We start from the raw sequence: 18,102 nt of genomic DNA on the forward strand, positions 1-18,102 counted from the left end.
GCACCGCTTTTAAATTGCCCGAATAATGCTGATACTTTGAACTGTGGTGAAATCATGTTACTTGACGTGTTGCTCGCCGAGTAGAATGAGCTGCTAAGTAGTATTAGCTAGCTTATGCTTTGTTTTATTTTATTGAAGAAATTGCTCGCAAGGCCAATCGTGAAGACAAGTATTAAAGGTGCGTTTGGGGAAGGCCGCTTTAAATCTCAAGCGCTGTTAGACGAGTAAGCGCTGCTCGCTTACATGATGTACATGAATTCAAAAAGCAGCATAAGGGTAAAAAATCGAGTCAAGCTTAACATCCTTAAACTCAGGATGTGTAGTGTTCATGGATTTAGTTTATGTTTAGTCCGCGGTCAGTATGAGTGGCGACTCTTCAGCTGCGTGAGTTTTTGCTGGTAAGGCTGCATGTATAGTGCTGCGAATAAGCTCTAGCTGATAGCTGCGTTTGGCATCGAAGCGGATTAATGGCAGTTTGGCGCTTTTGCAGGCTTGCTCGATGAGGAGGTCGCGTTGCTGAGTACGTGTTTGCTTATGGCTTTTATCGTCGAGTTCGATGGCGGCGATAACTTCAAGTGTATTTTTGTCGCAGAGTAAGTAATCGAAGTGCTTGGCTGAAATTCTATTAAAGGCAATTTGCCAGTGTTTGCGGTTCATGCCTTTTTCTGGGGTGATAACGTCGGCGATACGCACTTTGCCCAGAACTCGGAATTGTTCGCCTACAGCTTGATCTAATATCCCGAGAAAGGAGCGTTCAGCACTGGAAAATAGGGCGTCTTGTTTACGGTAGCGATAGTTATTATCTGATGATGGGATAAGCAGATTAGTGAAAATGCGTAAGAGTAGCGGCACGAAAATGATAATCGCCAAACCCAGCCCGATAAGTATTAATTGATTCGAATTCATCATTACATCCTTGTTTAGTATTGTCATTGTAACTTGCTAAGTACATATCTGTTAGCTGCTAGTACTTTTATGCCAAAAATAATGAGTCTTTGAGTGTAGTGGTCACATATTGTTAGCCACTACATCAACAGTCGTACCGATATTATCAGTACTCATACGTCTTAACTATAAAACGCTTCAACTGTGCCTTTTACTGTGAGTAAAAGAGGTTGGCCGCGACGGTCTAAGGATTCATTATGGATGGCCATTTATTTTAATGTTTTATGCACTTTAGTTTTCGATTTTTTGAGTTATGCTAAATGCAGCATATAAATTTGCGGGTATCTCTATGTATTTTAAAAGTATCCTTGTTTCGTTGCCTTCTGTTTACGCAATTTTGTGTGTACTTGGTTGTGGTTTTTTCGCGGGCATCATTGTCGCCGCTGAGGTGCAATCGGCTACTTTTTCTAACGTGTTACGTGCCGATTTTCGGCATCGTCCTCCTGAGATGGTGCTTGATGAGCGAACTAATACTATGACGAGTCCGTTAAAGGATATTCTTGAGGAAGCGGCGGCTAAGGTCGGTTATCGCGTCGAATGGAGCGCGCGTCCTTTTGCACGCAGCATTCATGAGTTGCGGGTAGGCACGGTCGATATTGTGCCGCGCACGATACGAGACGAAGAGCGAGAGGCATTTGTACGGTTTCTTGGTCCTATCGGCACTCAGACTCGCGATATTTTGTTTCTCGTAAAAGCCGGCGAGGAAGGACGGATTAAGTCCTATGAGGATTTGTATCAGCTTACTGTAGGGGTTAAACGGGGCACAGTTTATTTTGAGCGTTTTAATACGGATCCCGCGCTACGTAAAATTGAGTCTACCGATGATGAAAACATGGCTCGCATGTTTATCATGGGGCGTTTTGACACTATGGTAGTGCTCGATCGTGCCGCCATTGAGAATGCCTTCAAGCAGCTCGGTTACGATCGTTTTAGCTATGCCGATTACCGTCAGTCAAATCGGATCGAACATTATTTTGGTATGTCCCGTAACTCTACCCATGCTGCTATTTTCGATGAACTTAATCGGGCGCTGCTTGATATGGCTGCATCGGGCCGTGTAAAACAGATTTACCAGGCCTATGGTTTAGCCGCAGAAGTAGAATAGGCAAACAAAAACGGCCAATATTAATTGGCCGTTTTTATGATCCAGCTCTTTGCGCTAAAGCTTAACGATAAAAGGCTTCAACTGTGCCTTTTACTGTGAGCAAAAGAGGTTGGCCGCGACGGTCTAATAATTCATTATGGATGGCCATTTATTTTGTTTTTATTTTGTCTGCCATTTATTTTTTTTATAAACAAAATGCTTGCTGCGATAGGGATGATTTGTTATTACTGGCGCATGAAAAAAATATACGTAAGCGCAATTAACACCACCACTACCACCACGAGAATTCTCGGGGGGTAGTTTTTTGCGTCTTTAAAAAAACCCTCTGAGCGAAATCGCCAGAGGGTTTTTTTATACCTTGGTTTTGTATTTCGCTCAGATTTTACTTAGGAGAGAATGATGAAAACACATCGCGAAATTGCAGAACAACTTGACCTATTTCACTCTGAACCACAGGCGCCGGGTATGATTTTTTGGCACCCGAATGGCTGGGCGTTATTCCGAGACATTCAAGAGCACATGAGGCGCGTGTATCGCCGAAATGGTTTTGAGGAAGTGAACACGCCTGTTTTTATGAAGAAGGAGTTATGGCAAACGTCTGGGCATATGGACATGTTTGCAGAGAACATGTTTTTCGGTGGCGGAAAGGAAAACATGGATGAATATGTGTTAAAACCCATGTCTTGTCCTGCCCATATTTTGCTGTTTAAGCGCGGGGTACATAGCCATAGAGATTTGCCACTGCGACTATTTGAGTTTGGCTTAGTGCACCGTAATGAATCCTCAGGCTCGTTAAATGGTTGCCTGCGCGCACGCCAGTTCACTCAGGATGATGCCCATGTTTTTTGCTGTTGGTCTCAGGCAGAGGAGGAGATACGTGGTTTTCTCCAGCGTGCAAAGCAGGTTTATGGTGATTACGGCTACCATAATTTAGACGTAAAAATATCGACTAAACCTGAGAAGGCATTAGGCAGCGATGAACAATGGTGCCGAGCACAAAAGCTACTGGATTCAGCCTGTCAGATTGAGGGCTTTGATGCCGAGTATCAAGCTGGCGAAGGGGCTTTTTATGGTCCCAAAATTGAATTGTCACTGACAGATTCTATGGGAAGACGCTGGCAGTGTGGAACTATCCAGTTTGATTTCAATTTGCCTGAAAGATTCGATGTTCACTACACAAATGAGCAAGGTGAATTCGAACGGCCAGTGATTATGCACCAAGCTATGTATGGTTCTATCGAGCGTTGGTTGGGGATTCTCTTGGAAGTCTCACAGGGTAACCTGCCGGATTGGTTGCATCCCGTGCCTGTTGCTATCGCTTCAGTGAATGAGTCAAACAGCCAATTTGTCCGTCAGTTAGCCGCACTATGTTTAGCACGAGACATGCGAGTGTTGATTGATATCAGTCAACACTCAGTTGCCCGCAAAATGAAACGTTTTCACAAGCAAAAAGTGCCTTATATCTTAACGGTTGGGGATAAGGAGGAGGCTGAAAATAGGGTTTCAGTTAAGTGCCGCAAAGACGGTGTGATGACACACATCCCTCTTTTTGAATTAGCTGACTACCTCGCGGATAAACTAGAATGCAAGCTATAACGTAAGGAAGACTGTGTTTGTTATCTAAGGCTAGCTAGGGTTCCCACGGCTAGCCTTTACTCATTTTATGATCCGGCTCTTTGCGCTAAAGCTTAACGATAAAAGGCTTCAACTGTGCCTTTTACTGCGAGTAGCAGTGGTTGGCCGTGGCGGTCCATGATTTATTGCGGATGACCATTTATTTTTTGTTTAAATTTTTTCAAAGGTAACATTTTTAGGAGGGAAACTATTAGGTAATGATCCTGATCTTATTTTTCTTAACAATAAACCAGTCAATAGAGAGGTTATATTTTCATCAAAATATTCTACATCTGGCGATCTAGATGCGATTATTGCAGTGCCCCATGTCTCACTGTCTTTTAGATCGGAAACAACCCAAAATATGCAATCACCATTATCCGTTACGCCTATTGGTAAAAGGCCATTAATTTCTGGATAGAGATTATATTTAAAATACTCTGGGTCTTCATTATTAAGGTAATTGAAATCCTCAATGATTGATTTCTTCTGCTCAAAAAAATCAAGGTCACAATTCGTAGTAAATGGATTGAATATCGCTATAAAATCGGCAATTCTTCCTGTGCCATAACGATTAATAAACGCAATGTAATCCCTGGGAAAACTAAGACCTTCATCTATAGAAGGCCAAACTTTACCAATCCCAGATTCATTAGGGAAGTTAGGGGGAGTTAAAATGCTATTTAATACAGATAGGGTCATGATCTACATTCCACGAGGATTAAGAAGAGCAATGCTTTCAAAGAAACCACCACTACCTTGAGCATTCACTGTTATACCTGCCGGTATTCTGGAAGAACCTTTATATATTGGAGTTACCGAGACATCAACTATTTCTCCTCTCTCTCTAACGCTTTTCTCTAGCGAATCCCCAAATAAACTTAATGATATTCAAATAAGTAGGCATGCATAATGCTATTTGATTTAATCCATTTCGCCAAAAACCGACTAGATAGCTGTTCCGAATAGTCGTTCACTGCACTGGTGCCGTTTCAGCAAGTAGTATTGAATTAGTATCATTTGCTGCTGGGCAAACAAAAACGGCCAATATTAATTGGCCGTTGTTATGATCCAGCTCTTTGCACTAAAGCTTAACGATAAAACGCTTCAACTGTGCCTTTTACTGTGAGCAAAAGAGGTTGGCCGCGACGGTCTAAGGATTTGCTTGGCACTTTTACCCAACCTTCACTGATGCAATATTCTTCGACATCAAAACGCTCTTTGCCGTTGAGCTTAATACCGATATCGTGCTCGAAAATTTCTGCCACATGGTGTGGGCTGCGTGGGTTAACGGAAAGGCGATCCGGTAAAGCAGGTAATGATATTGTGTCGGTCATGGTCGTGATCTGTCGTTGTCTATAGTGAAAAAGCGTGCGCTATTGTAGGCAATCCCAGCGTAACGCTCAAGACTTTAACTGTGACTGATTACGCGCCTTGCGTTACAAGGTTAGGTTGTCCTGTTAGGACACCGCTGTTAGGACACTGTGCCGCAGCTGGAAAAGGCTTTCAGCACTCGGCCGTTTTCTCTGCCCATGACTGAGCGCAAATAAACCTTGGCTAATGTGTCGGCATTGATTGCACTAAAACCGGAAAAATAGTCCTGATAGCTCGCTAACGATTCGCTTAATACCGTTGGGCTGACAATGTTTATTCGCTGCTGTGCAGGTAATTCTCCCGCGACGGCGGTAACAAAATGCTCAAGTGCGCCATTGATTGTGGCGGCACTGATGCCATCTTTTACTGGGACATCGGCAATAATACCACTGGTCAGTGTAAAACTGCCCCCAGCGTTGAGGTATTGGCTACCTATTTGCACTAACTGTATCTGCCCCAATAACTTACTTTGGAGCCCTGTATACCAGTCTGCTTGGGTCATCGCGTTGAAGGGTTTAAACACGACATCACCCATGGCCGAAATCATTGCATCGACTTTACCGATTTTTTCTAGCCCTTGATGGAGTGAATGTTCATCCCGAATGTCTATCAGGACATCCCCCGTTGTTCGCCCTACCTGAATAACTTCATGCTGAGTTGAATGAAATAAGCGGACTATGGCTTGTCCGATTGTGCCTGATGCACCCACTACGACTATTTTCATGACATGCTCCTAAATTGAATACGAATTAAGGATAGTCTGGTTAATTAAATAGAAAAAGCGCATATAATCACCACATTGTTTCGTTAATAGGTTTAATTGATGAATCTCACTCATCTGCAGTCATTTATGCTGGTTGCCAAAATGCACAGTTTTAGCGCTGCGTCTGAACAACTCGGCGCTTCTAAAGGCTTAGTGTCGCGCCATGTTAAATCCCTTGAAGATGAAATGGGTTGTCAATTACTCCACCGAACCACTCGGCGAGTATCAATGACCGAAGCAGGGCATGCGTTATATGGTAAAGCCTGCGAAATCGAGAGGCTGGCCAATGAAGCTGGACGTTTAGTGCAGGATTTAACGCAGGACTCCTGTGGCACTTTAAAATTCACCGCTCCAACGGAACTGGGCAAAAAATTGCTGAGTCCTATGCTGCTTCAGTTTATTGCTGAGTATCCTCAAGTGAAACTCGAACTGTGTTTTGAGCAGAATATTCAAGATGTTGAGTTCGGCAAGTTTGATCTCGCCTTAAGAACAAGCATTGCGCACAGCGATAATCTGGTCGCCAGATATCTTGGCAGAATTCGTCATGTCTTAGTGGTTTCACCCGCACATCCCGCAGCCGCAGAAGTTCGTCACCCTGATGATTTACGCCATTATCGTCTATTGTCTTCGGGCGAAACACAGTGGGTGTTTGAACCGCTCGCGGGGGACAGTCTCACGCTCACTTTTGAGCCTGCACTGTGCAGTTCAAACTATGCCACTACGCATTTGCTTACTTTGAGTGGTACAGGTGTCGCTAGCCTGCCTTATTATTTGGTAGAGGAGGATATCGCTCAGCACAAACTCACTTTGCTCGTTCCCCAATGGCAATGCTATCCACATGAGTTGTATATGGTTTATGCCAAGCAGAGCCATTACCCAAAGAAGCTGCGTGATTTACAACATAAGCTACAAACTTGGTGCGAAACTCACTCAAAATATGTTGGTTAATGAGTAAAAGCATAATCGCATCAAATCTTATCCGGCAGAGGGCGGAGCTTTTAGAATAAAGTGAGGCAGAGTACACTGCCGCGCATTGAATTTTTGTATTTGAATGTAAAGTCGAGCAGGCTTTTACCATGCAGGCATAAAAGAGCGGCGATGAACCAAGCGTTATGAACGACGACATTAGTATCTCGCTGCCCTCGCTGATCCATCGAATTGGGCGGGAGGCGGTTAAACAAGCTCAAGCGATTGCAGCCCAATATGATTGCGAGCTTAAGCGTGTGCGGCGTTCGAGAAATTGGTGCATGGTTGGCGCGGCGATCAAGATCCAATCCTGCTGTGCGCATTTACAAAGTGAGCCATTGCTGGCGCAGCAGTTAACAGCTAAAGATGGCCAGTTTGGTTATCTTATCAAAAAGTTGGAGTCAGCCTTGCTGCAACATGCGGACAAACTTGAACCATTAGACGCTAAGCTGATTCGGCTTATCACAGACAACCCTGCGATTACCTTAGGTGAGTTGATGCAATTGACCCAATGCACAGTCACAGAGGCCAGATTGGCACGTTTTCAAGCTGACTCTTGGTAGTTTGTCTGCTGAGTGTTTTTGCTTTGAAGGTTTATTTATGGCTTGTTGTTTCTAACACTTTTATTTGATTTTCGATTTGCTCGGCTTCAGCGGTCAGCATTGAGTAGGATCTAATATCGCCTTTTCTCTGGGCATGCATAGCTTGTTCAAGCTTGGCGTTATATTGCTGAGTTAATTTTTTTAAGGGATTTTTCTTAAATATTGAGAACATGGCCATTTCTATTGGATTGGGTATTTGGACTTATATACGTAGGCAATGGGATTTAAGTTTTACTTTTTGAAATTAAAAAATCCCACGATCCCACAATCCTTCAATTCCACTGCCATCGGCCTCAGCAAGGCTGAGACCTTATCTTACATTTGCAGCAAACTAATGGGTTGCTATGTCTTATTTAGCTTACAACCCATTGAAAATATTTTAAATCTTAAACTGACCGACGAGCTTACCTAAGTTAATTCCTTCCTGCGACACGGTTTGGCTGACTCTGGCAGCATCTTCGCTGGAATGGAGTAACTCATTCACAATCTCTTGGATGGCGAACACATTACGGTTGATTTCTTCGGTCACAGAGCTTTGTTCCGTGGCCGCCGTCGCAATTTGGGTGCTCATGTCGTTAATTGCCGTGACCGCCGATGTCACTGAGCCTAGGCTTTCAGAAATTGCACGGGAAGAGTCTACCGAGCGCACGCAGCTTTGCTGACTTTCTTCCATCGTTTTTACTGCCAGTGCGACAAGCTTGTGCAGTTCAGATAGCATCTCATTGATTTCCAAAGTGCTTGATTGCGTTCGGCTCGCTAAGTTACGCACTTCATCGGCCACCACGGCAAAGCCTCGGCCCTGTTCTCCGGCGCGGGCCGCTTCGATGGCGGCATTTAATGCTAATAGGTTAGTTTGCTCAGCAATACCGCCAATCACTGACAGCACGTTGTTGATTTTTTTAGACTGTTCGCTCAAGGATTGAATACTGCCCGCCGCATTGTTGATTTGCGCCATGAGTGCCGAAATTTCTTCTAAAGAAGCATCGACGCAGCGCTGAGCATTGGCTACATCGCCAGTGGCAGCGTGAGTCGCTTCAGCCACTTGCGTGGTATTTTGCGCTACTTCGCTGGCGGTGGCTGACATTTCAGTGATGGCGGTAACCACTTGATCAGTTTCATTGTTATGACTGATGAGTTGGCTCGACATGACTTTGGTTTGATCGTGAATCGCGTTGGCGGCGGTTTTAACTTTAGCCGTCGCGTTTGCCACATCGCCTATGATGGTTTGGAGTTTATCGACAAACAGGTTAAAGGATTGACCTAGTTGTGCAATTTCATCTTCACCTTTAACAATAAGACGTTTGGTTAAATCGCCTTCGCCTTTAGCTATATCGTTTAAGTTATTCGCCATATTTTTAATTGGTGCGACCATACGTTGGGCGGTGATCAGAATAACAACGGTAGTAATCGCGGCGAGTAACAGCGCAATTAACAGAATGGCATAGGATTTTTCGATCATCTGCTCAGTGACTGTCGCACGATAATCCTCAACGACAGTGTCGATATCATCGATATAGACTCCCGTGCCTAGCATCCAGTCAGTGCCAGGGATCATCATGGAGTAACCGATTTTTTCAATTTGCTCATTGGTATTGGGTTTTTGAAAGTAGAACGAGAAGTTACCGTCCCCTTTTTTAGCGGCATCGAGTAAACCGACAATGATTTTAGTGCCGCGGGGATCTGTCATATCAATTTTATTTTGCCCTTCGAGGTTGGGCATGACGGCATGGAACAGGTTTTTACCTTGGGAGTCGTAAATAAAGAAGTAACCAGAACTGCCAAAACGGATATCACGTAGCGCTTGGTTTACATTGCCATTTTCTTTTAAAGACAACTGATACTGCACTATTCCTGCGGCAATTTCGGTGGCTTCTTTTATTTGTGTTTTACGTTCACCGATGAGCTTAGTTCTAAAGGTCGTCACTTCATCTGCAAGGGCGTCTTTTTCGACATAGTAAGAAACTGTCATGAGTACGAACAAAGTAAAAATTAAAGGGAATAACGACAACAGCAGTAATTTATTACGTAGGCTGAAATTAGACATGCTTGACGACTCCATGATGAACATCTCTTTTATTGCAGGGCAGTATAGCTAATTTCCCGCATTCTTAAGTGTTTAAGTTAACAAAAATGTAATGGAAATCGATAAAATGCGCGCTGTTGATTTATTCCAAAATCGTTAACTATGCTGTGAATCTAGGCCTTTCTTTTGATCTTTATCAACACTATATGGGCCCAATGAGTTCACTATATTAGCTAAAATTGATGCAAAATTAGCTAGAGCTGGTGCAGCCTGGTGTAGATAGTGGCGAACAGTAAGGGCAGGGTTGTGACGAATGAAAAGTTGATCCTAACGCTGAAAATCTGCATTACTGTAGGCATTTGTCTTATTGCGTTGGGCATCTACTTACATAACTTTAATGAAACTGTTGAGGCGATGGGCGTGCAAGGGATTATTATCAGCGCTATGTGTGTCGCCTTTGGCATGGCCTTGTCATTACCGACTAAGATGTATTTAACCTTTCTGTTGGTTAAGCGAGAAACTGAAAAACATCCATAATGTGTTTTTGCGCAGAGTGTTACTCTGCGACTCATTGGTTTCCTCGCCTTCTTGAGACTCAATCTAAGTACTCGCTTAACCCTGCTATTCAAACCGTCAAGCTCAGCCGTAAATGCCCTGATTATGGTTTTTAACATAATTAACCCAAGACTAATGGGCCAAAAACACCGATAATTCACCCTTAATGACTCATTACCAATGACGCGACTTGGTCGATGGGCTGCTACAGACTCGCATATTTAGTGGAAATCATATTCAATGGAAATCAAAGTTAATTTTCTCGACAATCTTAGACTTGAAGCCAAGTTTGATGATTTTACCGTGACCGCCGATCAGCCAATCCGCTACAAAGGGGATGGTTCTGCCCCTAGTCCGTTTGACTATTTCTTAGCATCGTCAGCCCTGTGTGCGGCCTATTTCGTGAAGGTATATTGCAAAGCCCGTGATATTCCAACGGATAACATTAGACTGTCGCAGAACAATATTGTCGATCCAGAAGATCGCTACAACCAGATTTTCCAAATTCAAGTTGAGTTACCCGAAGATATTTCAGAGAAAGATCGCGAAGGTATTTTGCGCTCGATTGACCGTTGTACCGTTAAAAAAGTGGTGCAAACGGGTCCTGAATTTAAAATTGAAACCGTTGAGAACCTAGATTCAGACGCCAATGCCATGTTGATGGGTCAGCCTAATGGCGCATCGAGCACCTTTATTCTGGGTAAAGATCTGCCACTGGAGCAGACTATTGCCAATATGACGGGCATGCTCGCCGATCTTGGAATGAAGATAGAGATCTCGTCATGGCGCAATATCGTGCCGAACGTGTGGTCACTGCACATTCGTGACGCGGCTTCGCCAATGTGTTTCACCAATGGTAAAGGCGCTACCAAAGAAAGCGCGCTGTGTTCGGCGCTCGGCGAGTTTATTGAGCGGTTAAATAATAACTTTTTCTATAATGATCAATTCTTTGGGACTGAAATCGCCAATAGCGAATTTGTGCATTATCCCAATGAAAAGTGGTTTGCGTTAGAGGAAGACGATGCGCTGCCAGCGGGTATTCTCGATGACTATTGCTTAGAGATTTATAACCCAGACGACGAGCTGTGCGGCTCGCACTTGATTGATACTAACTCGGGCAATATCAAACGCGGTATTTGTGCGATTCCTTACACCCGTAAATCTGACGGTGAAACGGTTTACTTCCCGTCGAACCTGATTGAAAACTTATTCTTAAGCAATGGCATGAGTGCGGGTAATAACCTGCAAGAAGCCCATGTGCAGTGCTTATCAGAGATTTTTGAGCGCGCTGTAAAACGTCAAATCATTGAGCAAGAAATTGTCCTGCCCGATGTGCCTATGTCTGTACTAGAAAAGTACCCAAGCATCCTCGCGGGCATTAACGGCTTAGAAGAGCAAGGTTTCCCGGTTGTGGTCAAAGATGCCTCACTCGGCGGCCAGTTCCCAGTGATGTGCGTCACCCTGATGAACCCGAAAACTGGCGGAGTATTCGCCTCCTTTGGCGCGCACCCAAGCTTTGAAGTGGCGTTAGAGCGCAGCCTAACTGAATTGCTGCAAGGCCGTAGTTTCGAAGGTTTAAACGATGTGCCAAAACCGACCTTTAACAGCATGGCGGTCAGCGAGCCTGAAAACTTTGTTGAGCACTTTATTGATTCAACAGGAGTGATTTCATGGCGCTTCTTTAGCAGTAAATTTGATTATGAATTCTGCGAATGGGATTTTTCTGGCACCAGCGAAGAAGAAGCCTGCGGCCTGTTTGGGATCTTAGAAGCGTTAGGTAAAGAGGTGTATATCGCCGAGTTTACCGATTTAGGCGCATCGGCGTGTCGTATTTTAGTTCCTGATTATTCTGAGATTTATCCAGTTGATGACTTGATTTGGGATAACACCAACAAGGCGCTGGCGTACCGTGAAGATATCTTAAATCTACATTCGTTAAGCACTAAGCAATTGGCTAATTTGGTTAACCGTTTAGAAGAAAGCCAACTCGATAACTACACGGATATTCGCACCTTAATCGGCATTGTATTTGATGAAAATACCGTGTGGGGAAAACTGACGATTATTGAGCTTAAGATCCTGATTTATTTGGCACTCGGTGCACATGAAGACGCGATTGAGCTGGTCGGTGAGTTCCTACAGTTTAACGACAATACCGTTAAACGTGGCCTGTTCTACCAAGCCATGAATGCTGTGCTGGAAGTGACCTTAGATGAAGAGTTAGAACTTGATGATTTTATCCATAACTTCAACCGTATGTTCGGTAAAGAAGTGATGGACAACGTCGTTGGCTCAGTCACAGGAAAAGTGCGTTTTTATGGCTTAACTAAGACCAGCATGCAGCTCGAAGGTATTGAGCCGCATTTAAGATTGATTGAAAGCTATAAGAAGTTGCATCAAGCCCGTAAAGCTGCGAAAGACCTGAATTAATTCTGTTATTTGGCATTAGCTTAATGTGTTTAAAAGCGAACCTTTTGGTTCGCTTTTTTGTTTGTTGCTCTTTTGATTCGCGCTTCTTATGAGCACTTGTGGCTATCACTTATTAAGGGCGCTTGTTATTGCTATGTGTGGTTTGAAATGTTCAGCCCGCTTAGGCTGTATTTGATATAACTCGATTTTTGCCGTTACGTTTAGCTTGATACAAGGCGGCATCGGCCCGCTTAAGCGTTTCTTCATATGACTTATCCAATGGTTCGATAGAAGCGACTCCAATGCTTACGGTGGCAAACAAGCCATTGACCGCATATTTTTGCAGCTCAGTGTAAAAGCAATCGCAGAGGTATTCTGCAAATTCAACCGCTTGCGAATGCTCTACCCCAGGTAGGGCAATCACAAATTCATCGCCACCAAAACGATACGCGCTATCGGTTTTTCTAAATTGAGTTCGGCAGGTTTCAGCAACTGCGATGATGATTTGATCGCCAGCATAGTGACCCAACTGATCATTGATGGACTTTAAGTGGTCTAAATCGAGGATCAAGATTGAGGTGGGAATACGGTGGCGCTGAAATATATCGAATTGAAAGGTTAAATCACGTTCTAAACGGCGACGGTTATACAACCCTGTCAGTTGATCGGTATCGCTTAGTTGACGAAGTTGCAGTTCAAGCTCATGCCGCTTGGAAATATTACTGGCGACCCAAAGCACCACAGGCTCATCATCAACCAGAAAGTCTAGTGCTTGAATGCGTCCCTCAAACCAAATGGGTTGTTCAGGGCCTATATCGGGTAAGCCTTTGACATCTTTATTGCTCAATTCATATTCTTCGATCAGTAATTTTCGGCTGGTTAATGCACTTTCGATAACCTGTAAAAAGTATTTGAGTTTATCAGTCTTTAACACATCGCTAAGATACAAGCCGATTAGGCCACTACCATCGTGGTAATAACGGTCATCTTTACCACCGAAGACGGCAATGTATTTACCACTTTTTGACAGAACAAAAGTAGGATCAGGAAGTGCATCAAGGACTAAAGCCATTTCTTCTATTTTGATCATCGATTAAAATCCCTGTGGAAAATCACCCAACCTTAAGTCCGCGTGTCCAAGTTATCATAGATAAACTACTCTTTGGCGCTTTAGCCGCGAATGCATCCTGCGAACTCATTACAATTTAGCCGCTTTTGTGGGTAACAACAAACCATAACAATATGCCGTACAATTTATTTGTCGGCGCGATTTTACCAAGGCATCAGAGCGTTCGATGGCGCAGAGTTGTATCCCTGTTGAGGCTTAAAACCTAAGCCTTGCAATCGTATCGAGTCAGTCGTGATGTCTTGAACTTTAGCGTTTGTGCTTATGTTCAAAAAGCTTCATTGCGGTGCTTAGTGGACAGATGATTTTCGAGTAGAATCTAGGGCCTTAATTGTGGTTTTAATTTTACACAGGGATTTATAATGCATACTGCAGATGATTTTATTGAACATTTAGCGCTAGAGCAGCATGTTGAAGGCGGTTATTACCGCTCATCCTATCGTTCAGAAACGGCATTTGATCAGACTCGGGCATTATGGAGCAGTATCTATTTTTTGCTGCGTACGGGAGAGGTTTCCCATTTCCATCGTCTGACAGCTGATGAAATGTGGTATTTCCATGCGGGGCAATCGCTGACGATTTACATGATTGATCCTGATGGGGTGCTAACGACGGCGCAATTAGGGCTTAATTTAGCTGCGGGCGAGCGGCCACAGTTTTTAGTCCCTAAGGGCTGTATCTTTGGTTCAGCCATGAATCAAGATGGTTTTTCATTAGTGGGCTGTATGGTATCGCCCGGTTTTACCTTTGATGATTTTGAGCTGTTTAGCCAACAAACTTTGTTAGCCCAATATCCACAGCATAGTGACATCATCCAACGTCTGAGCCGTTAGGGAAGCGCCAAAGTCAGTTAAATTTAGCTAGTTGATTTGTTAAATGGTAACTTGGTTGACATTGCCTCATTCGGCAAAACCAAGGTCGCTCTGAGTCATTAAATTTGACTCAATAGTAAGATATCCCCGCGACAAGGCTTGTCTATTGGCGTTTAACCACGTAAAACATGCTTTTTGGCGTACCTCTATGTACCAAGTGTTATGGAGTAATTGAATTTGGAACACTTAGTGTGGGAGCTCGATCCTGTATTAATCTCGTTTATGGGACTAAAAATACATTGGTATGGAGTCCTGTTTGCTCTTGCTATTACTGCTGGTTTTCAGGTGATGAAGCGGATTTATATCAAGGAAAATCTCGATCTTGAGTCCCTTGATAATTTACTGATTTATTGTGTGGTTGGCATTATTGTGGGTGCGCGTTTGGCCCATTGTATGTTCTACGATCCGACTTATTACTTTGCTCATCCGCTTAAGATCTTGGCGATTTGGGAAGGCGGACTCGCCAGCCACGGTGGTGGTTTAGGCGCGATTCTGGCCTTGTATTATTACCAACGTAAAGTGAAGCTACCATTTCTGTTTTTGTTGGACAGACTCGCGATCGCCACCGCCATTTTTGGCTTTTTTGTGCGTATGGCAAACTTCGCCAACTCAGAAATTTTAGGCGATCCTACGACTCAACCTTGGGGCATTATATTTGCCCGTGTCGACATGTTGCCAAGACATCCAGCACAGCTCTATGAGGCTTTCGCTTATTTAGCTATCTTTATTGGTCTGTATGCTTTGTATCAATACACGCAGATTAAACAAAGACATGGGGCTATTTTCGGCCTGTTTCTGGTGTCGGTGTTTAGTGCGCGAATTGCGATTGAGTCGATTAAAGTTAGCCAAGCGGCTTACTCTGAAACTTTCTTAAGTGCGGGACAACTTCTGAGCTTACCGTTTTTAGCCGTAGGTATAGTTTTGTTGTTCTTGGCGTATCGAAAGAAAACCGTTTAAATCTGAATATCAAACGATTAAAAAAGGCTTTCTATCTAGATAGAAAGCCTTTTTTATGAATGAATTAATCATCAAGTATGACGTTAGGTTGTCTTCACTATATTGGTCACCTGCACCATGGCATCCCGAGCGGAACGGCTCACGCCCGAGAGTTGGAAGAAACCATGGATGACGCCAAGATAACGACGGCAGTGGACATTGACGCCAGCCTCTAATAGATTCCTAAATAGCTGTTCACCTTCATCGACGAGTGGATCGAATTCGGCGGTGATGATATGGGTTTCGGGTAAGCCTGCTAAGTCATCACGGCGTAGTGGACTGGCTTCGGCATCGGTTCTGGGGTGCCAATCTAAATACAGATCGAAACCTGTTAGCAAGGTGTCGCGGGTGATGATGTATTTCTCGCCATTGTCGCTATAGCTTTGGCTCTTCGCGGTGGCATCGAGCATAGGATAGATAAGCACTTGTTTCTGTGGCAACCATTGCCCTTTGGCTTTTAAACGCAGGCAAGTGACTAGGGCTAAATGGCCGCCGGCGCTGTCGCCCATTAGGGTGATCTTAGTGTTATCACCGCCCCATTGGGGACAATGTTGATAGATGACTTCTGCGGCATGGCAGGCATCGTCGTGGGCAGCGGGATAAACATGTTCTGGGGCGAGGCGATAGCGAACGGCGATCACCAGTGCGCCAGAATCATTGGCGAGTTTTCGCAGTTGTTGATTATGGGTTTCAACGCCGCCACTGACAAAACAGCCACCATGGTAGTAAATGACGATAGGTAAATTGTTTGCCGCCGAGGGTTTGAACAGAGTTAATTCTGCGCCATCGATGGAAATAGATCTAACCTCGAACACCTCTTCAGGCTCACCCGCGAGTACAGTGCTGGCAATATAACCTTGTCTACGTTGCTCAATACTTTGCTCTCGCACCGATGGGCAGCCCGCCGCGATAAACTCGCTAACCAATTGTTTAATTCCCTCTTCTAAATAGAGTTGGCTCATTTAATACTCCCTCAATTTTTAGTGCGCTCGGCTGTTCTGCAATGGGCTGAGTTTATCGGCAGCTTAATTGAATTGGTAGCCTAGATTCACACTCAGCCATGAGCTCTATCATGATTGCGGAAATTAACTTTGGTATTAACTTAGTAATGAATACGGTTGCAGTCGGCATCTTTTTCACTATTACAGATTGAGTTGTAGGGTGTCTTGTAAGAAAATTACCAACTTAATTGACTGTCAGGCTTAATGCGCTTAAATGTCCGCCTGATTGTGCGTTCGATAGCACTTTGATGTCTATTTGTGAAAGTGGGTTTCAGTCTCTTGGCTAAAATATAGGTTGCCAAGATGCTGTTTGAGCGACACATTGAGCCAGCGATCACACTCGTTATTCGTTCTCTATTTGCAGGAATCTTTCGTGGCCAAAGCACCCAAAACATTGCAACAGCGCATGGGCATAGTTGCCCTGACGTGGCCGATTTTTATCGAGACCTTGCTGCAATCTCTGCTTGGGATCAGCGATATCTTTATGCTGAGCCATTATTCCGATAATGCGGTTGCCGCGGTGGGACTCACGACTCAACTGATGTTCTTCATGATGGTCATGTCCATGATGGTGAGTACGGGCGCAAGTATTTTGATTAGCCAAAGCAATGGGGCCGGCCAACCGCAGCAGGCTGCCGATATCGGGGTGGCGAGTGTCGTATTGAGTTTGGTATTAGCCATGGTCATGGGCGCATCTATGTTCTTTGGTGCTAAGGGTATTATCGGCTTATTTGCGCTTGAGCACGATGTGGCTGGTTTTGGATATGACTATTTAGTGATTTGCGGCAGCTTGAGCATAGGGCTAGTGATGAACATTGCCTTCGCCGCTATTTTGCGTAGTTACGGTTTTACCCGCTCGGCCATGTTAGTCACCTCGAGCACTGGCTTAATGAACGTGATCGGTAATTATATTGCCCTGTATTCACCTTTTGGTTTACCTGTTTATGGGGTAACAGGGGTGGCGATATCGACAGTGACCAGCCAGATCATCGGTGCGTGTATCATGCTGATGGTGATCCGGCATAAGCAAATTCCGCTGCCACTGCAACGACTTAAGCTTTTACCGCGCAGCACTTATTGGAGTGTGATGCGTATTGGCCTGCTCAATGCTGGCGAGATGCTGTCTTACAATGTGGCTCAGATGACCATCATCTACTTTATCAGCCAGATGGGCACTTTATCGCTCACGGCCTACACCTATGGCTTGAATATTAGCCGTTTTATCTATTGTTTTGCGGTAGCACTCGGGCAAGCGACGCAAATTCAGACCGGATACTATGTAGGTAAACAATGGTTCGATGAAATCACTACTCGGGTGCAGCGTTACTGTTTGGTGGGCTTTGTCGCTTCACTGACCATAGTATTAGTCTTCTACTGGCAGCGATTCGTTATTGTCGGCTGGTTGAGTGAAAACGAAGACGTTATCCAACTAACAGCGTTATTGCTCGCAGGTTCTATCGCCCTTGAAACTGGGCGAGTGTTTAATCTGGTGATTATCTCGGCGCTCAAGGGCGCCGGTGATGTGGCGTTCCCTGTGCGGATTGGTCTTTTTAGCATGTGGGGTATTGGGGTATTTTTTGCTTGGTTCTTTGGCTTGCATTTAGGTTATGGCGTGTTGGCTGCTTGGCTGGCCGTTGCGGCAGATGAGTGGGTGCGTGGATTGATTATGGTGCAGCGTTGGCGCTCGGGTCGCTGGCAGCGTTTTACGCGTATTCCGCTAGTAACCCTAGCTTAAACCGCGCTGATAACAA

17 protein-coding genes and 2 pseudogenes are annotated in these 18,102 nt (G+C 44.4%); 9 read left to right on the forward strand and 10 right to left on the reverse strand.

Going from position 1 to position 18,102, the window contains the following annotated elements; translation table 11 throughout:
* Positions 1-345 precede the first annotated feature (345 nt).
* Together HUB64_RS07665 and HUB64_RS07670 are read right to left on the reverse strand one after the other, a co-directional pair.
* Positions 346-906: a DUF2726 domain-containing protein gene (locus HUB64_RS07665; protein WP_173496731.1), complete on the reverse strand. Its 561-nt coding sequence runs from the start codon at positions 904-906 to the stop codon at positions 346-348.
* A 161-nt stretch (positions 907-1,067) separates the two neighbouring features.
* Positions 1,068-1,148 (reverse strand): annotated as a pseudogene (locus HUB64_RS07670) (DUF3297 domain-containing protein); the annotation flags it as partial.
* An 86-nt stretch (positions 1,149-1,234) separates the two neighbouring features.
* On the opposite strand from HUB64_RS07670, the gene HUB64_RS07675 reads away from it, so the two are divergent.
* Entirely contained in the window at positions 1,235-2,050 is an 816-nt protein-coding gene (locus HUB64_RS07675) for an ABC transporter substrate-binding protein (RefSeq protein WP_251073360.1), read from the forward strand.
* Positions 2,051-2,111: 61 nt separating this feature from the next.
* Here the strand turns inward: HUB64_RS07675 and HUB64_RS07680 are convergent.
* Positions 2,112-2,198: pseudogene (locus tag HUB64_RS07680) on the reverse strand (DUF3297 family protein); the annotation flags it as partial.
* Positions 2,199-2,449: 251 nt separating this feature from the next.
* Between HUB64_RS07680 and thrS the strand changes: the two are divergent.
* Positions 2,450-3,646 carry a threonine--tRNA ligase gene (thrS, locus tag HUB64_RS07685; protein ID WP_173496733.1) on the forward strand — a complete coding sequence of 399 codons (1,197 nt, stop codon included), beginning with the start codon at positions 2,450-2,452 and terminating at the stop codon, positions 3,644-3,646.
* Positions 3,647-3,835: 189 nt separating this feature from the next.
* On the opposite strand, the gene HUB64_RS07695 is transcribed toward thrS, so the two are convergent.
* The 3 genes from HUB64_RS07695 to HUB64_RS07705 all read right to left on the reverse strand — a co-directional run bounded on the left by HUB64_RS07695 (position 3,836) and on the right by HUB64_RS07705 (position 5,762).
* Entirely contained in the window at positions 3,836-4,366 is a 531-nt protein-coding gene (locus HUB64_RS07695) for an SMI1/KNR4 family protein (RefSeq protein WP_173496734.1), read from the reverse strand.
* A 389-nt stretch (positions 4,367-4,755) separates the two neighbouring features.
* Positions 4,756-5,001: a DUF3297 family protein gene (locus tag HUB64_RS07700; RefSeq protein ID WP_173496735.1), complete on the reverse strand. Its 246-nt coding sequence runs from the start codon at positions 4,999-5,001 to the stop codon at positions 4,756-4,758.
* Positions 5,002-5,138: 137 nt separating this feature from the next.
* Positions 5,139-5,762, reverse strand: a complete 624-nt coding sequence (locus HUB64_RS07705; RefSeq protein ID WP_173496736.1) for a short chain dehydrogenase — start codon at positions 5,760-5,762, stop codon at positions 5,139-5,141.
* 99 nt (positions 5,763-5,861) lie between these two features.
* Here HUB64_RS07705 and HUB64_RS07710 point away from each other — a divergent pair, with 99 nt between their 5' ends.
* Both HUB64_RS07710 and HUB64_RS07715 read left to right on the forward strand, forming a co-directional pair.
* On the forward strand, positions 5,862-6,749 hold the full coding sequence (locus HUB64_RS07710) for a LysR family transcriptional regulator (RefSeq protein ID WP_173496737.1): 888 nt from the start codon (positions 5,862-5,864) through the stop codon (positions 6,747-6,749).
* A gap of 164 nt (positions 6,750-6,913) precedes the next feature.
* On the forward strand, positions 6,914-7,330 hold the full coding sequence (locus tag HUB64_RS07715; RefSeq protein ID WP_173496738.1) for a ribosome recycling factor family protein: 417 nt from the start codon (positions 6,914-6,916) through the stop codon (positions 7,328-7,330).
* A 31-nt stretch (positions 7,331-7,361) separates the two neighbouring features.
* On the opposite strand, the gene HUB64_RS07720 is transcribed toward HUB64_RS07715, so the two are convergent.
* Both HUB64_RS07720 and HUB64_RS07725 read right to left on the reverse strand, forming a co-directional pair.
* Complete coding sequence (locus tag HUB64_RS07720; RefSeq protein ID WP_028759324.1) at positions 7,362-7,541, reverse strand: DUF6435 family protein; 180 nt, start codon at positions 7,539-7,541, stop codon at positions 7,362-7,364.
* Positions 7,542-7,748: 207 nt separating this feature from the next.
* Positions 7,749-9,413 (reverse strand): methyl-accepting chemotaxis protein, encoded by a 1,665-nt coding sequence (locus HUB64_RS07725; protein WP_173496739.1) that lies wholly within the window; start codon positions 9,411-9,413, stop codon positions 7,749-7,751.
* Between the two features lie 285 nt (positions 9,414-9,698).
* On the opposite strand from HUB64_RS07725, the gene HUB64_RS07730 reads away from it, so the two are divergent.
* Both HUB64_RS07730 and HUB64_RS07735 read left to right on the forward strand, forming a co-directional pair.
* Positions 9,699-9,929 (forward strand): hypothetical protein, encoded by a 231-nt coding sequence (locus HUB64_RS07730; RefSeq protein WP_113939077.1) that lies wholly within the window; start codon positions 9,699-9,701, stop codon positions 9,927-9,929.
* Between the two features lie 258 nt (positions 9,930-10,187).
* Entirely contained in the window at positions 10,188-12,377 is a 2,190-nt protein-coding gene (locus HUB64_RS07735; RefSeq protein ID WP_173496740.1) for an OsmC domain/YcaO domain-containing protein, read from the forward strand.
* A gap of 160 nt (positions 12,378-12,537) precedes the next feature.
* Here the strand turns inward: HUB64_RS07735 and HUB64_RS07740 are convergent, their stop codons facing one another.
* The gene (locus HUB64_RS07740; protein WP_173496741.1) at positions 12,538-13,446 is read right to left on the reverse strand and encodes a GGDEF domain-containing protein; all 909 of its coding nucleotides are present in this window, start codon (positions 13,444-13,446) and stop codon (positions 12,538-12,540) included.
* Between the two features lie 398 nt (positions 13,447-13,844).
* Between HUB64_RS07740 and HUB64_RS07745 the strand changes: the two genes are divergently transcribed.
* Both HUB64_RS07745 and lgt read left to right on the forward strand, forming a co-directional pair.
* Positions 13,845-14,315 carry a cupin domain-containing protein gene (locus HUB64_RS07745; RefSeq protein WP_173242850.1) on the forward strand — a complete coding sequence of 157 codons (471 nt, stop codon included), beginning with the start codon at positions 13,845-13,847 and terminating at the stop codon, positions 14,313-14,315.
* A 216-nt stretch (positions 14,316-14,531) separates the two neighbouring features.
* The gene (gene lgt / locus HUB64_RS07750) at positions 14,532-15,311 is read left to right on the forward strand and encodes a prolipoprotein diacylglyceryl transferase (protein WP_105250184.1); all 780 of its coding nucleotides are present in this window, start codon (positions 14,532-14,534) and stop codon (positions 15,309-15,311) included.
* 83 nt (positions 15,312-15,394) lie between these two features.
* Here the strand turns inward: lgt and HUB64_RS07755 are convergent, their stop codons facing one another.
* Complete coding sequence (locus HUB64_RS07755) at positions 15,395-16,312, reverse strand: alpha/beta hydrolase (RefSeq protein WP_168824707.1); 918 nt, start codon at positions 16,310-16,312, stop codon at positions 15,395-15,397.
* 412 nt (positions 16,313-16,724) lie between these two features.
* On the opposite strand from HUB64_RS07755, the gene HUB64_RS07760 reads away from it, so the two are divergent.
* Positions 16,725-18,086, forward strand: coding sequence for an MATE family efflux transporter (locus HUB64_RS07760; RefSeq protein ID WP_173496742.1), 1,362 nt, complete (start codon positions 16,725-16,727; stop codon positions 18,084-18,086).
* Positions 18,087-18,102 lie beyond the last annotated feature (16 nt).

The organism is Shewanella sp. ISTPL2, assembly GCF_013283205.1.
GTDB classification, from domain to species: Bacteria; Pseudomonadota; Gammaproteobacteria; order Enterobacterales; family Shewanellaceae; genus Shewanella; species Shewanella oncorhynchi.

What these genes read in the sequence shown, in the direction of transcription:
- HUB64_RS07735 (WP_173496740.1), top strand. Translation starts at nt 10,188, where the DNA reads ATGGAAATCAAAGTTAATTTTCTCGACAATCTTAGACTTGAAGCCAAG.
- HUB64_RS07720 (WP_028759324.1), bottom strand. Translation starts at nt 7,541, where the DNA reads ATGTTCTCAATATTTAAGAAAAATCCCTTAAAAAAATTAACTCAGCAA.
- HUB64_RS07740 (WP_173496741.1), bottom strand. Translation starts at nt 13,446, where the DNA reads ATGATCAAAATAGAAGAAATGGCTTTAGTCCTTGATGCACTTCCTGAT.
- thrS (WP_173496733.1), top strand. Translation starts at nt 2,450, where the DNA reads ATGAAAACACATCGCGAAATTGCAGAACAACTTGACCTATTTCACTCT.
- HUB64_RS07675 (WP_251073360.1), top strand. Translation starts at nt 1,235, where the DNA reads ATGTATTTTAAAAGTATCCTTGTTTCGTTGCCTTCTGTTTACGCAATT.
- HUB64_RS07665 (WP_173496731.1), bottom strand. Translation starts at nt 906, where the DNA reads ATGAATTCGAATCAATTAATACTTATCGGGCTGGGTTTGGCGATTATC.
- HUB64_RS07700 (WP_173496735.1), bottom strand. Translation starts at nt 5,001, where the DNA reads ATGACCGACACAATATCATTACCTGCTTTACCGGATCGCCTTTCCGTT.
- HUB64_RS07710 (WP_173496737.1), top strand. Translation starts at nt 5,862, where the DNA reads ATGAATCTCACTCATCTGCAGTCATTTATGCTGGTTGCCAAAATGCAC.
- HUB64_RS07745 (WP_173242850.1), top strand. Translation starts at nt 13,845, where the DNA reads ATGCATACTGCAGATGATTTTATTGAACATTTAGCGCTAGAGCAGCAT.
- HUB64_RS07705 (WP_173496736.1), bottom strand. Translation starts at nt 5,762, where the DNA reads ATGAAAATAGTCGTAGTGGGTGCATCAGGCACAATCGGACAAGCCATA.
- HUB64_RS07755 (WP_168824707.1), bottom strand. Translation starts at nt 16,312, where the DNA reads ATGAGCCAACTCTATTTAGAAGAGGGAATTAAACAATTGGTTAGCGAG.
- HUB64_RS07695 (WP_173496734.1), bottom strand. Translation starts at nt 4,366, where the DNA reads ATGACCCTATCTGTATTAAATAGCATTTTAACTCCCCCTAACTTCCCT.
- HUB64_RS07715 (WP_173496738.1), top strand. Translation starts at nt 6,914, where the DNA reads ATGAACGACGACATTAGTATCTCGCTGCCCTCGCTGATCCATCGAATT.
- HUB64_RS07725 (WP_173496739.1), bottom strand. Translation starts at nt 9,413, where the DNA reads ATGTCTAATTTCAGCCTACGTAATAAATTACTGCTGTTGTCGTTATTC.